The 13344-nt window shown below is 43.0% G+C and carries 10 protein-coding genes and 3 pseudogenes; 11 read left to right on the top strand and 2 right to left on the bottom strand.

What is annotated here, in order from left to right; translation table 11 throughout:
• Positions 1 to 244 precede the first annotated feature (244 nt).
• Positions 245 to 821 (top strand): annotated as a pseudogene (locus IM507_RS06575) (helix-turn-helix domain-containing protein); the annotation flags it as partial.
• Here the strand turns inward: IM507_RS06575 and IM507_RS23660 are convergent.
• Positions 736 to 909: a hypothetical protein gene (locus IM507_RS23660; protein ID WP_465246291.1), complete on the bottom strand. Its 174-nt coding sequence runs from the start codon at positions 907 to 909 to the stop codon at positions 736 to 738. The pseudogene IM507_RS06575 and the gene IM507_RS23660 overlap by 86 nt on opposite strands.
• Positions 910 to 961: 52 nt before the next feature.
• Between IM507_RS23660 and IM507_RS06580 the strand changes: the two are divergent.
• The 4 genes and pseudogenes from IM507_RS06580 to thiD form a co-directional block, all read left to right on the top strand.
• Positions 962 to 1475: pseudogene (locus IM507_RS06580) on the top strand (transposase); the annotation flags it as partial.
• Between the two features lie 222 nt (positions 1476 to 1697).
• Entirely contained in the window at positions 1698 to 2519 is an 822-nt protein-coding gene (locus IM507_RS06585) for a cell division protein FtsQ/DivIB (protein WP_002738467.1), read from the top strand.
• Between the two features lie 192 nt (positions 2520 to 2711).
• Positions 2712 to 3959 (top strand): cell division protein FtsZ, encoded by a 1248-nt coding sequence (gene ftsZ / locus IM507_RS06590; RefSeq protein ID WP_002778450.1) that lies wholly within the window; start codon positions 2712 to 2714, stop codon positions 3957 to 3959.
• Between the two features lie 6 nt (positions 3960 to 3965).
• The gene (gene thiD / locus IM507_RS06595; protein WP_002738816.1) at positions 3966 to 4766 is read left to right on the top strand and encodes a bifunctional hydroxymethylpyrimidine kinase/phosphomethylpyrimidine kinase; all 801 of its coding nucleotides are present in this window, start codon (positions 3966 to 3968) and stop codon (positions 4764 to 4766) included.
• Positions 4767 to 5039: 273 nt separating this feature from the next.
• Here thiD and IM507_RS06600 read toward each other — a convergent pair.
• Positions 5040 to 6267 (bottom strand): annotated as a pseudogene (locus tag IM507_RS06600) (ISL3 family transposase).
• A gap of 354 nt (positions 6268 to 6621) precedes the next feature.
• On the opposite strand from IM507_RS06600, the gene IM507_RS06605 reads away from it, so the two are divergent.
• From IM507_RS06605 to IM507_RS06630, 6 genes are all read left to right on the top strand, one after another.
• Complete coding sequence (locus tag IM507_RS06605; RefSeq protein ID WP_069474746.1) at positions 6622 to 7494, top strand: FkbM family methyltransferase; 873 nt, start codon at positions 6622 to 6624, stop codon at positions 7492 to 7494.
• A 549-nt stretch (positions 7495 to 8043) separates the two neighbouring features.
• A complete protein-coding gene (locus tag IM507_RS06610; protein WP_002778443.1) occupies positions 8044 to 8922 on the top strand; it encodes an Hpt domain-containing protein in 879 nt (292 codons plus the stop codon).
• A 361-nt stretch (positions 8923 to 9283) separates the two neighbouring features.
• The gene (locus IM507_RS06615; protein ID WP_259679096.1) at positions 9284 to 11269 is read left to right on the top strand and encodes a BamA/TamA family outer membrane protein; all 1986 of its coding nucleotides are present in this window, start codon (positions 9284 to 9286) and stop codon (positions 11267 to 11269) included.
• A 99-nt stretch (positions 11270 to 11368) separates the two neighbouring features.
• Positions 11369 to 12181 carry a UDP-3-O-acyl-N-acetylglucosamine deacetylase gene (lpxC, locus tag IM507_RS06620; RefSeq protein WP_002738636.1) on the top strand — a complete coding sequence of 271 codons (813 nt, stop codon included), beginning with the start codon at positions 11369 to 11371 and terminating at the stop codon, positions 12179 to 12181.
• A 560-nt stretch (positions 12182 to 12741) separates the two neighbouring features.
• Complete coding sequence (locus IM507_RS06625) at positions 12742 to 13035, top strand: nucleotidyltransferase family protein (RefSeq protein ID WP_002738918.1); 294 nt, start codon at positions 12742 to 12744, stop codon at positions 13033 to 13035.
• Entirely contained in the window at positions 13032 to 13280 is a 249-nt protein-coding gene (locus IM507_RS06630; protein ID WP_123231237.1) for a HepT-like ribonuclease domain-containing protein, read from the top strand. The genes IM507_RS06625 and IM507_RS06630 overlap by 4 nt, the downstream gene beginning before the upstream one ends.
• The last annotated feature ends 64 nt before the right edge of the window (positions 13281 to 13344 follow it).

Consider the following 13344-nt stretch of genomic DNA (forward strand, 5'->3'; position numbering starts at 1 on the left):
GAACCCCTATATAGAAAGGCATTTAGCGATTTTTGTCAATTGTTTTTGCTCTAGAGCAAACTAATCAATTAAGTCTCTTGCCAGATAAGGATTTAGTCGATTTATGCCCCCCTATCGAATCATACCAAGTAACGAAGAACCAGAGACCTGTACTTTTCAATGACTTTTTGCCGCAAACCCTAATACCAAATTTCAAAAACTATGGCATACTTATAGAAAAGATTATTAAGTGGATAAATTGGCGATGCCGGTCGTACCCAAAATTGATATTGTTGAGTCAGTAGAAGATTTAAAAAAATTAATGAAACAACAAAAAAGTAGTTTAGCCTACGCTAAAGTACAGTCCTTATATTTTTTGAAGATGGGGGAGGTAGAGACGGTTCGCCATTTAGTGGTATTAATGGGACGAGGGGAAAGAACAATCCATCGCTGGTTAAGTTTCTACAAAAAAAGGAGGAATCGAGCGATTATTATCTGAAGGAAACCCACCAGGAAGACCGAAAAAGATTTCGGTAGAAGAATTCGCTCTTTTACAAAACGAATTAAAAGACCCAGTGGGTTTCACCAGCTATAAAGAGATTTATTTTTGGCTCTCGGTCGTTCCAGAAATTTCCGTCAGCTATACAACAGTTTATCGTCTCGTTAGACAGGAATTAGAAGCTAAATTAAAAGTACCTAGACCAGGAAATCCGAGACAATTGCCTGGCGAAGTAGATGAGTTTAAAGCGAACTTATCTAAACGACTAAAAGCTTTACTAGACAGGGAAAGCGAGAAAGTAAAGCGTTACGAGAAAGTAAGTTTTTGGTGCGAGGATGAAAGTAGATTGGCTCTTCCGGTTTCTGTGTGGAAACGAAGCCTATACTGATAGTTTCTTCGGCAAAATAGTCGTAAAAGTCTTTCTCCGTCAACATTTCACGATTCCATAAGCAAAAATTATCACACAAAGTCGAGAAGAGCCGTAGATTTGGTTGTCACACTATTGCTCGGAATAAAATAACTCTTTTCGGAGTTAAGCCGATTGGTAATTTTTAATATAACTTCCAATGCTTTTGGCTGCACGGGGCTGTAAAGCCTCGACAGGGCAGAAGCTTCTTCTATGAATTCTCCCATTTAGATGGGGATTGTTTCGGAGAATATCTATTACAACTATCGCAAGCTTTTCCCAATGAATTACATATTTTACAAGTAGATAACGCTCCTGCACATATGGCGGGACACTTAGAAATTCCCGACAATATTATCTTGTTTTATCAACCTTCTTGTTGTCCTGAAGTTAACCCCGCAACAGAGAGTTTGGCTGTACCTGAAAAATTTTCTGGCATGGGAAACTTTTGAATCTCTTGATGCTTTAAGAGATAAACTCGATGCTCTTTTAAATCGTTTATCCAATGACACTAGGCTCTTCGTTACTTGGTATGGTTCGATAGGGGGGCATAAATCGACTAAATCCTTATCTGGCAAGGGATTTAATTGATTAGTTCGCTCTAGATCGAAAATAATTGACAAAAATCGCTAAATGCCTTTCTATATAGGGGGTTCTATCCCTTATAACCCCCGTTCATTGCATAACACAAACCGAAGAGCCTGACACTATCGGGTATTTAACGGGATGGTCTTGGATTTTAGAAGCTCTATGTCTGTCAGGAATTTAGAAATTTGGTATAAGATAACAGCAAAACTGTCCGAGATTTTCCCTATGAGCGATCAAATTCTTTCATCCCTCTCCCTGGAACAAAAACGACAAAACCTGCGCCACCAAAGGCGATCGAAGGTGTGGCAAGCTCTAGGTCGCTTTCTGGTGGTTAGTGGTTTAGCGACGGGATTAGCTTGGGGGATGACTTCACCCTATTGGACAATTACCAAGGCTGGACAGGTGGAAATCGCAGGCACGGAATTAATGTCCCCCGAGTCGATTCGCGCTTGGCTGAAATTAAGCTATCCTCTATCTCTCTGGGAATTACCTACCCATCAATTACGAGAAAAATTAGCGGCTATTCCCGCTATTGCCGACGTTAAGATCGAGCGGCAATTATTACCCCCGAAAGTGATTGTTTCTATTCAAGAAAGAAAACCTGTTGCCCGTTGGCGTTCTCATCAACAGCAAGGTTTTTTAGATGCCTCGGGAACGATAATTCCTCAAAACTATTATGGTCGAACTCTGCCCAAAAGCCAATTACCTAGCCTAGAAGTGCTTGGTTACGACCGACAATATCAACAACAGTGGCAAAAAATTTATCCCTTAATTGATAACTTATCCATTAAAATTACCGCCATCGATTGGCGCAATCCTAGTAATCTTGTACTAAAAACCGAGCTAGGACAGGTCTATTTAGGTTTTTATAAAGATAGATTGCCCGAAAAATTAACCGCTCTCGTACAATCGCGGCAATTGTCATCCAAGATACCTCTAGCGCGAATTATCTACATTGATCTGAGCAATCCCGATGCTCCCACTGTACAATTAAAGCCACAGCCAGCCCCTAGGGTTGCCAAAGTAACGGCAACCGGTCGAGATTAACTGGAATTGATCAGTAAATAACCGCAATTATTCCCTTTAGGTATTGGCAAAAAAACCAAATTATGATTTTATGAACAAGAAACTGATACTGTAGATACTGGAACCGACATAATATTAGTGATAGTGTTAACAGTGCATCTCTAATTCATCAAATCAATAACAGAATCTTGTACTAAGAGTGTTCCAATTCCAATGACATCGATTAATGAGATCGTTCCCACCTATCCCAATCTGAACAGTAACGATTATGCCAGTTCAGCTATGAGCGAAGATAATCATTACTCTCAGAATAATGCTGGAGTATTATTTACTCGTCCCCATGAATCACAGATGACACCCCGAGAAGAAAGTCGTAGTAATCGCATCGTGCCGAGCAATGTCGCCAAGATCAAGGTGATCGGGGTCGGCGGTGGGGGCTGTAACGCCGTTAACCGCATGATCGCCAGTGGCGTGACCGGAATCGAATTTTGGGCAATTAACACCGATGCCCAGGCCCTGGCCCACTCCTCCGCCCCCCAGAGGTTACAAATCGGGACAAAATTAACCCGCGGCCTAGGGGCGGGGGGCAATCCGGCGATCGGACAGAAGGCGGCGGAAGAATCCCGGGATGAAATCGCCCAAGCATTGGAAGGAACTGATCTAGTCTTTATTACCGCCGGCATGGGCGGCGGTACGGGAACAGGGGCTGCTCCAATTGTGGCCGAAATTGCCAAAGAAATCGGCTGTTTGACCGTGGGAGTTGTGACTCGTCCCTTTACCTTCGAGGGTCGTCGTCGCACTAATCAGGCCGATGAGGGGGTGGGCGGTTTACAAAGTCGGGTCGATACCCTGATTATTATCCCCAATAACCAGTTATTACAGGTAATACCCGCCGAAACTCCCCTACAGGAGGCTTTTCGCGTCGCTGATGATGTGCTGCGGCAAGGGGTGCAGGGCATCTCGGACATTATCACTATCCCCGGTCTGGTGAATGTGGATTTCGCCGATGTGCGGGCAGTGATGGCCGATGCGGGTTCGGCCCTAATGGGCATCGGCATCGGTTCCGGAAAATCTCGGGCTAAGGAAGGAGCGATCGCTGCTATTTCCTCGCCGTTACTGGAATCCTCGATCGAAGGGGCGAAAGGTGTGGTCTTTAACATCACCGGTGGTCAAGACCTAACCCTACACGAAGTCAATGCCGCCGCCGAAATTATCTATGAAGTGGTGGATCCCAACGCTAATATCATCTTTGGGGCAGTAATTGACGAGAAAATGCAGGGAGAAGTCAGAATTACCGTCATTGCCACTGGTTTTTCTGGGGAATCCCCCTCTCGTCCCACCAGTAGCAAGGTGGTGATCAATACCCCCGCACCCAGTCCGGCACCCACTCCCGAACCACCAAAACCGGCGGGATTAGATATCCCCGATTTCTTGCAACGTCGTCGTCCTTTTGATCGCTAACCGCCTATGACTGCCATTGCCCTCACCATCGCTGGTTCCGATAGTGGTGGCGGCGCGGGAATTCAAGCTGATTTGAAAACCTTCGCCTTCCACCGAGTTCATGGTACCAGCGCCCTTACCTGCGTTACTGCCCAAAATACCCTGGGGGTCGAGCGCGTCGAATCCTTAAGTCCAGAAATGGTAACAGCCCAAATCGATGCGGTGGTCAGGGATTTCGGTGTGCAAGCGGTCAAGACGGGAATGCTGTTCAGCAGCGAGATTATCGAAGCGGTGGCCGAGGCGATCGAGCGCTGGCGTTTAATCAGTTTAGTGGTGGATCCGGTTATGGTTTCGCGGGTAGGAGCCAAATTAATTGATGATCGGGCTATAGATAGTCTTTTTAATAGTTTAATTCCTCTGGCTTCGATTGTTACCCCTAATCGTTACGAAGCACGGCTTTTAAGTGGCATCGAGATCAATGATTTTGAGACGATGAGAGCGGCCGCCGAAATTATTTTCCAGAAGTCAGCCACACCGGTATTAGTGAAAGGAGGAGCCATGAAAGGCCGGCTGCGTGGGGTTGATATCTACTTTGATGGGGAGGAATGGCAAACTTTTAAGACCAGAAGCGTCGAAACCAATAACACTCACGGGACTGGTTGTACCCTATCGGCAGCGATCGCGGCTAACCTCGCTTTGGGTGATGACCTAAAAATAGCGGTGAAAAAAGCCAAGGAGTACGTTACTAACGCCCTTGAGCATTCCCTCGCTATCGGTAGCGGAACTGGTCCAGTAGGCCATTTTTACCGCTTAAAAGCCCTAAATTAGTCAATTCATAACCACTACTCCGCGTATTTCCCCCAAGTACCCCAGAGTTGCACTGGTCGCCCCTCGGTTCCCCTCTCGGTCTATCGGGAATTAGTCAAAGAATTGCAGTCCACCCAGGCACGGGTGGAATTTCTAGAAGCATAAAACCAGCGGTAATGATTCGGTAGTAAGCTAAAACGCACTTAAACCACCTAAAATAGAAATAGTAACTTGAGAAAAATTCTACTTATGCCAGCTAAAGATTTCCGGTTCTTCCGAACTTACCATGTAAAATCAACTAGCAAAATGCCAATTTAATAAACATCTAAGACTAAAGTTTTTTAAAGTTTCTAAATCCATAGCCTCTCCTTTTAATCACCTTCAGTTTATTATTAATTCCTTCCACTGTTCCCTGGGTTGTTTGGTTATCAAAATAGGCAGTTATTTCGTCAATCCACCGCCGAGTTGTCTGGCAGCTTTTAGGAAAGTAAGCCATCGCCTTTTTGAGCCAATCACTCAAGGCAAATAATCCCTCATTCCCCTCCGTATTTTTCTCAAATACTTCTCTAAATTCCTCTTTTAATTTGTGCATTTCCCCAAGTTTTGGAGACACTTTATATACTTCTTCCAATTTTTTCCTTTCTTTCTCTACTAAGTCTCCTTCATTCTTTAATAAGGCATATTTGCTCTTGGCTATTCCTGCTAAGATATTTTCTTTATTTTTCTTATTTTTTATCTTGGTTGCCTCTCTTTTTACCTCCTTTCTTGCTTCATCTAGCTCGTTATTTACTTGTTTCATTACATGGAATCTATCCCCTACTATTTGAGCTTGAGGCATTAGTTTTTATGCCACATTTTTATACCCTATCCACAGGTCTATACTTACTTCCTCTATTTGGCTCAAAACCTCTTCTCCCCACTGTTTCAGATATTCTGTTAATGCTTCTTCTGTTCTTTTTTCCACTAAACCTACAATTTTTCCTGTGTCTATATTTACTAACACAGCATAGTAATTTCCTTTTCCCTTTATCATGGCTATTTCATCTATTCCTAGTTTTTTTAGACCTTGAGGTTTTGCGGTTATTAACTCTTCTCCTAAGTCTTTGAGCATCGTCTCTATTTCTTGTTCGCTTACTCCATTTCTTTCTGCCGTATTTTTGAGATCACTATTCAGGACTTCGTCCACTATTTTTTTTCTAAATCTGTCTGTGTAGGTTCTTTTCTTCGGCAAATAATTTAGTTCTTCTGTGAATTTTTTCCCACATTTCTCGCATCTCATCTGACGACGATTGATTCTCAGATATAATGCCTGTTCTCCAAAGGGTAAATCTCGGATTGTTAATTCATTGTTTTGATGAACTTTTTCCGTTTTACTTCCACAATGAATGCACTGGCTTTCTCTTGACATATTTTCTAAATGTAAAACAATTCCTATATCGGTAATAATTTGATAATTGGTAACGACAACTCCTTCTAGGTGAAGTAGCTCGGTCATTAACTTTAATTGTGGATTTGATGGCATAAGTATAGCTTGTGTCTAAAATTGCTGATCTTGGCTGTCTATATTTTAACCAATAAATTGCTGTATTGCAAGCATAGTTAGCTTTTAAAGATAAATTATTATTTTTATTGGTCAGCAATAAGTGTCTGTTTTTTCTTTGATTTTACACGACAAGTTCGGAAGAGCCATTAAAATCGGGAGTTCATAATTACCTAGTCACCGATAGTGATTAGACCCCACAGTGCGGTATTGGGTTTTATTGAGGGGGTGTCGGACCGATGGGGTAGGATAGTAGGACAGAGGAGGAGGCTCGACCGCAGAGAGCGGTATAATTAATATTTAGATGCCTTCATGCCTAACTTGAAGTGAGAGTATATGTTGAAAGAAACTACTTATTGGCATAAGTTCAGTTATTTTCTTGGATTGGTTCGAGAGATTGGTGGCTGGAATTTCCTATACCGCTATGTAATACGAGCATTTTATAAGATAACCAAGCTCAACCAGAAAATGGTTCTATTTAATAATGTAGAAATGACTCTGCCCTATGATAGTCGATTCGGAACGGAAATTTTCCTCAAGGGAAGCAAGTTAGATTGGGGATCTGAAATTATCCTTCATCGGTTCTTAGATATTAATAAAGACTTTATTGATGTTGGGGCTAATATTGGTTATTACAGTTTACTGGCTGCTCCTTCATCCAATCAGGTTTATGCCTTTGAACCCGATCCGAGAATGGTTGAACACTTAAAGAGAAATCTTTCCCAGTTTCAAAATTGTCATATTCTAGAAGAAGCACTTTTTTCCGAGCCTGGCACTATGGATCTTAATTTGAACTCAATGCCTGAACTAAATTCGCTGGTTAGGCATAGTCCCCAAGAGAACAAGGTGACAGTCAAGGTAAATACTTTAGACAAATTGATGTCTGATTATCCGTTACTGAGTGTTTCCTGTATCAAAACGGATGCTGAAGGTGCAGACTTCGATATACTAATGGGTGGCAAAAATCTTCTCATTCGAGATCAGCCTTTGGTCTTGTCGGAAATTTATCCAACAAAGAAGCTCCTCGAATTTATTAAATCTATTGAATTTACCTGTTTTGCTTTCGTCAAATCTAAGGATGAGAATGGAGATAATTTCCAACCAAAATTCATGAAGATTGAAACAAAACCGACAAACTCTCGTGTTAAAATGATTTTCTTAGTTCCTCATAGGCTCTTGTCAAGGTTTGAAGAGCTAAAAGATGTCTAACACTTCGTTGCTGCGGACGGAACAGAGCTTATTTCTAGGATAGCGATCATCATAGCTATAGTGTGCGTTCCTTGATGTGGCTCCTACTGCCGAACCGATAGATTTTGGGGAACGCACCATGCTCATTAAACATCTCCAAAAATTATAACCTGATCACAGCCTGCTTTGGGTGTATATACTAACTAAATAGTTCGATAGCTCAAATGTATATCTATCGTTGCTAATTCAATTTCACTGAAAAAATATCAGGGCTCTTCTCGACTTTGTGTGATAATTTTCGCTTATGGAATCTTGAAATGCTTATCGGGCAAGACGTTTAGGGCTATTTTAACGTTCGGCGATGACTTCGGCGTGAGATCAGTAGTTCGACAAGCTCACTAACACGAACGCTCAGTCGAGCTGGGGAAGAGACTATCAGTATAGATCTCGTTTCCACACATAAACCAGAAGAGCCGCCAGTTTTCCTAGCCATTGCCTGATAAGTGATATATTTACTGAAAAACTGGGCAATCTAGAACTAAACAGCATCGTGATGAGGGGGATAAGACTTTGGACTCTGCTAACGCTCAGAAAATTCTCGGCTATTTCATCGAAGAAGCAAAAGAACACCTGGAAACTTTAGAACAGGGTATTTTAGACTTAGGCAATCTCGTCAACAACAATGAACAGATGAACGAGATGTTTCGTGCCGTCCATTCCGTCAAGGGGGGGGCGGCCATGTTAGGTTATAGCAGTATCCAAAAAACTGCTCACCGTCTTGAGGATGCTTTCAAAATACTAAAAGAAAATCCTCTAGAAGTCGATCAAAAATTAGAGTCTTTGTTCCTCAAGGGTTATGATCTGCTTCAGGTATTAATCGATAAGCTGCGGGAGCCCTTAGGTTTGCAAAGCGAGGAAGCTAACGCCATCGTTAAAAACGGTGAAGCGACTTTTGCCGAATTACAGGCCCATCTTAACTATCTTCTCGGCCAGGGAAAATCTACCTCTGCTATTGCGGCAGCCCCTTCTATCTCCATTAGCGTCAGAGATATACTCAAACAGATGTTACAACTGTTTAAACAGCAAGAAACCAGCGCTTCCCGTCAGCAATTACAAAAATTAATTTCATCTCTGTCTCAATTGGCTTCAGAACAGCAACAATGGCAATATTTAGTTAAAAATGCTCAATCGGCTCTGGCTAACCCCAAACATTCCTACCGTACTCTCGCCCCAGTTATCATTAAAGAATTAAAACAAGCCAGTGATTTATTAGCATGGGGTCGCGGGGAAGAAATCACCGTCAGTCAAGAATTGCAATTATTAGCCACCGCCAAATTACCACAAATCCTGATTACCCTAGAACCCGAATTAGCAGCTAGTACCCTGCGGCAAATGTTCAGTCGCCAACAGGTCTCGCAACTGGTACAGTTATTACAAACGAGACGTTAACAGCTGCCCCGACGTAACTAATTGTGCGCCAACCGAGGTGGCAATAATTCTCGATGGTGAATTGGGATAGAGCCAAACCAGAAAAAGCTAAGATATGGCAAGATAAAAACTTAATGCTGACGGCTGACAAATATCAGACCTGAGGCAGCATCTCTTGAATCACCGGTCAAGCCGGGATTTACTGAGAGTAAGCGATCTGCTAGAGTTTTAACGTTCGTTAAATTTCTCGGGCAGAGAAAACAAACAAAACCATAATGGTGTTACTGGGTGTGTGGAAGTGCTTAAAAATCTCAATTTTTCGAGGCGATACTCCTCGCTGGCCCTGCTGCTGGCTATTTTCGGATTATTTCACGGGACGGTCATGGCCGAAGAAGAACCCACAGAGACGGTTTTTCCCCGCGTCGAGCAGCTAGTACAGTCTCCTCCTGCGACGGGAGAAACTACTCCACCCGTGGCACCACCGACGGAAACTCCGACGGAAAACCCAATCCCTACAGAAACTCCCACCGCAGCTCCACCGGCACCGGCGGAGGAGTCGCGGGTTTTGGTGGCTGAAGTGGTAGTACAAGGGGCTAATCGAGAATTAGAAAATCTAGTTTATAATACCATTCGCACCCGACCTGGACGAAGCGCGACTCGATCGCAATTACAAGAAGATATTAACGCCGTTTTTGCCACGGGCTTTTTTGCCGATGTGCGGGCAGTTCCCCAAGATACGCCCCTAGGAGTGCGAGTTACCTTTGAGGTGCAACCTAACCCCGTTTTTCAGGGTGTACAGATTCAAATTGCCCCAGAAACCGTGGACAAATCGATTTTACCTGCCGGGGTGGTCGAGGAAATTTTCGCTAGTCAATACGGCAAAACCCTGAATTTACGGGAACTACAGGCGGGGGTAAAAAAAATCAATGACTGGTACAGCAAAAACGGCTATGATCTAGCCCAGGTGATCGGTGCGCCGCAAGTCAATCCCGATGGTCGGGTGATTCTGGTCATTTCCGAAGGTTTAATCGAAAAAATTCAAGTACGTTATTTTAACGTCGAACAGGAACCAGTCAAGGCTAAAACCAGAGAATTTATCATTACTAGGGAAATGCGCCTAAAAGCGGGGGATATTTTCAACCGTAATACTGCCCAACAGGATTTACAGCGTGTTTTCGGTCTCGGTTTATTCGAGGATGTGCGTCTGTCTTTTTCCCCCGGCAGCGACCCAAGGGAGGTGATTGTTAACGTCGATGTGGTGGAAGGTAATACCGGTTCCGTGGCCGCTGGGGGTGGTATTAGCTCGAATGCAGGCTTATTCGGCACTGTCAGCTATCAGCAGCGCAATTTTGGCGGTAATAACCAAACTTTAGGGGCAGAAGTTCAGTTAGGGGAACGGGAATTTTTATTCGATCTGAGTTTTTCCGATCCTTGGATTGCCACGGATAATTTCCGTACTTCCTACACAGTCAACGTTTTCCGGCGACAGTCGATTTCTCTAGTTTATGATGGGGAAGATTCCTCAATTCGGACGCTGAACGATAATGATAGTCCCCGTATCGTCCGGACGGGTGGCGGTATTACTTTTGTCCGTCCTTTGGCCCCTGATGTGTTTACGAAACCAAAATGGGTGGTTTCCCTAGGCTTTAACTATCAACAGGTACAGGTGCAAAATGCCAATGGTGACATCTCCCCCCTGTCTGCACCTCTCAATGGTTTTGGCAGTCAAAAACTGGCGTTTAGTTCCTCTGGGACCGATGATCTACTTTCCATCAATATTGGCGCTATTCAAGATTTTCGCGACAATCCCCTGCAACCCACCAGTGGTTCTTTCCTGCGTCTAGGTTTAGAACAAACTGTCCCGGTTGGTTCTGGCAGTATTTTCGGAACTCGTGTTCGGGGTAGTTACAGTTACTTTATCCCCGTTCAGTTTATTAATCCCTTTAATCTCTTTGAAACCGATATTTTTAAAGGTCAGCAATCCCTAGCTTTTAATGTGCAAGCAGGGACAGTATTAGGCGACTTACCCCCCTACGATGCTTTTATTGTTGGGGGTAGTAACTCTGTACGGGGTTACGCCGAGGGAGAAGTGGGTAGCGGTCGCAGTTATTTCCAAGCGACGGCCGAATATCGTTTTCCCATTGTGGCAATTATCGGGGGGGCGTTATTTGTCGATTTCGGCACTACTATTGGTTCCCAAGGTGATGTCCCCGGTCAACCCGGTATTGTCCGGGATTTACCCGGTACTGGTCTCGGTTACGGTTTAGGTGTTCGGGTACAATCTCCTGTCGGCCAAATTCGGGTTGACTACGGTTTTAATGTCGATGGTAGTTCTCGTATCCATTTCGGTATCGGGGAACGATTCTAATCAGTTATCAGTTATCAGTTATCAGTTATCAGTTACCAGTTATCGATGAATTTAGTTATTTTTGCTGTTCACTGATAAAAGCTTTATTACTTGATAATTATGGTTTCTACTATCTCTAAACAATTTGAATTATCGGGAATTGGACTGCATTCGGGGGAGATAACACGGGTGCGCGTCTGTGGGGCAAATCCAGGAGAAGGACGTTATTTTGTCCGCAGAGATCTAGCCAATCAACCGATTATTCCCGCTCTAGTTTCTTCGGTTTACCAAACGACTTTATCAACAGAATTGGGACGAGGAGAAGCAAAGGTTAGAACTGTTGAGCATTTATTAGCAGCATTAACCGCTTTGGGGGTAGAGGATGCTCGCATTGAGGTGGATGGTGCGGAAATTCCTCTCCTCGATGGTTCGGCTAAAATCTGGGTGGAAGCGATCAAAAATGCTGGTTTAAATAACTCTTTTTCTCCATCAGATTTAACCATTTCTCAACCGATTTGGTTGTACGAAGGGGATGCTTTTGTGGCGGCGATTCCTTCCCCTGAATTACGTTTTACCTACGGCATCGATTTTACTTATAAACCGATCGGTAATCAATGGTATAGTTGGAGTCCTAATCAAGAAAGTTTTCAAAATGCGATCGCAGATGCTCGGACTTTCGGTTTTGCCGATCAAATTGAATATCTGCAAAAGGCTGGTTTAATTAAAGGAGGCAGTTTAGAAAATGCTTTGATCTGCGATCAAAATCAATGGTTAAATCCTCCTTTACGCTTTGATAATGAGCCAGCAAGACATAAATTATTGGACTTAATTGGTGATTTGAGTTTACTGGGAACCATTCCCACCGCTCATTACATGGCTTTTAAAGCCAGTCATAAACTTCACGTTCAACTAGCTAAAGCAATTCAGGGTTAATTAGGGTTTGCGGCAAAAAGTTTTTCGTGGGGGTAGGGTGGAGGGATTCCCCTTCCCTTAATTCCTCGAGATAAAAACGTAAAATCCTGCCTGAGTTGATTAACTCCCCATAACGAGCAGTATTAACATTTAGTTTAAATGCTCCTCGTGGGCATTTGCCACGATTAGCATGGAGAGACTGGTATCTTGAAGAATACGAATGTCTGTTTTAGGGTATGGTCTTCTTTTTTTATTGTATAGTTTAATCGCCGTCTTGTCGCTTTGGTTTGGTTAAAGGCAAGAAACCCAACACTATCGGAAGCAAGATTAAATAGGGTATGATGGACGTTGGATAGAAGGGTTTAATGAAAGTGCAAGGGTTTTAAGTCCCTCAGATCGATTCCTCAACCTTTGTTTCTTGCACTTTTTTTGAAAAAAAAGCACATAACCCTTTTCTAGTAAAGCTTTTACCAATATTCAGCAAGCCCTAAATAAAGAGTGAGAAACAAACTAAATCCCTACCCCAAGAATCGGTACAAGGAAGCTTTTTTCGACAAAATTTATCGCAAACTAAGTAGATCATGAAAATTGACGAATTACTCAAGAACAAACGAGAAAAAATCCTTGCTATTGCTGCTAAACACGGCGCAAATAACGTGCGAATCTTTGGTTCTGTTGCACGGGGAGAAGCTGACGAAAAAAGCGATATTGATTTATTAATTGATTATTGTAGCGAACGTCGGAGTCCCTGGTTTCCCTTGCCGTTAATTCGAGAACTGGAAGACTTGTTAGGCTGCAAAGTTGATATTGTTACCGAACAGGGACTTAAAGATAGAATCAGAGAGCGCGTACTTAAAGAAGCAATACCACTATGAGGGATGATACCGAACGCTTGCGGGATATTTTAGAAGCAATTGAGCGTGTAGAAAAGTATGCTCGACAGGGAAAAACCGTGTTTGAACAACAAGAATTAATTCAAACTTGGATTGTCTATCATTTACAAATTATTGGTGAAGCAGCTAGAGCAACTTCTCAAGAATTTAGGCTCTTCGTTACTTGGTATGGTTCGATAGGGGGGCATAAATCGACTAAATCCTTATCTGGCAAGGGATTTAATTGATTAGTTCGCTCTAGACGAAAATAATTGACAAAAATCGCTAAATGCCTTTCTACATAGGGGTTCC

It is taken from the genome of Microcystis sp. M20BS1 (genome assembly GCF_020245305.1).
Classification (GTDB): domain Bacteria; phylum Cyanobacteriota; class Cyanobacteriia; order Cyanobacteriales; family Microcystaceae; genus Microcystis; species Microcystis ichthyoblabe_A.

Excerpts from the sequence above, each read along its gene's own strand:
- IM507_RS06585 (WP_002738467.1), top strand. The coding sequence starts at position 1,698 with ATGAGCGATCAAATTCTTTCATCCCTCTCCCTGGAACAAAAACGACAA.
- ftsZ (WP_002778450.1), top strand. The coding sequence starts at position 2,712 with ATGACATCGATTAATGAGATCGTTCCCACCTATCCCAATCTGAACAGT.
- thiD (WP_002738816.1), top strand. The coding sequence starts at position 3,966 with ATGACTGCCATTGCCCTCACCATCGCTGGTTCCGATAGTGGTGGCGGC.
- IM507_RS06605 (WP_069474746.1), top strand. The coding sequence starts at position 6,622 with ATGTTGAAAGAAACTACTTATTGGCATAAGTTCAGTTATTTTCTTGGA.
- IM507_RS06615 (WP_259679096.1), top strand. The coding sequence starts at position 9,284 with ATGGCCGAAGAAGAACCCACAGAGACGGTTTTTCCCCGCGTCGAGCAG.
- lpxC (WP_002738636.1), top strand. The coding sequence starts at position 11,369 with ATGGTTTCTACTATCTCTAAACAATTTGAATTATCGGGAATTGGACTG.
- IM507_RS06625 (WP_002738918.1), top strand. The coding sequence starts at position 12,742 with ATGAAAATTGACGAATTACTCAAGAACAAACGAGAAAAAATCCTTGCT.
- IM507_RS06630 (WP_123231237.1), top strand. The coding sequence starts at position 13,032 with ATGAGGGATGATACCGAACGCTTGCGGGATATTTTAGAAGCAATTGAG.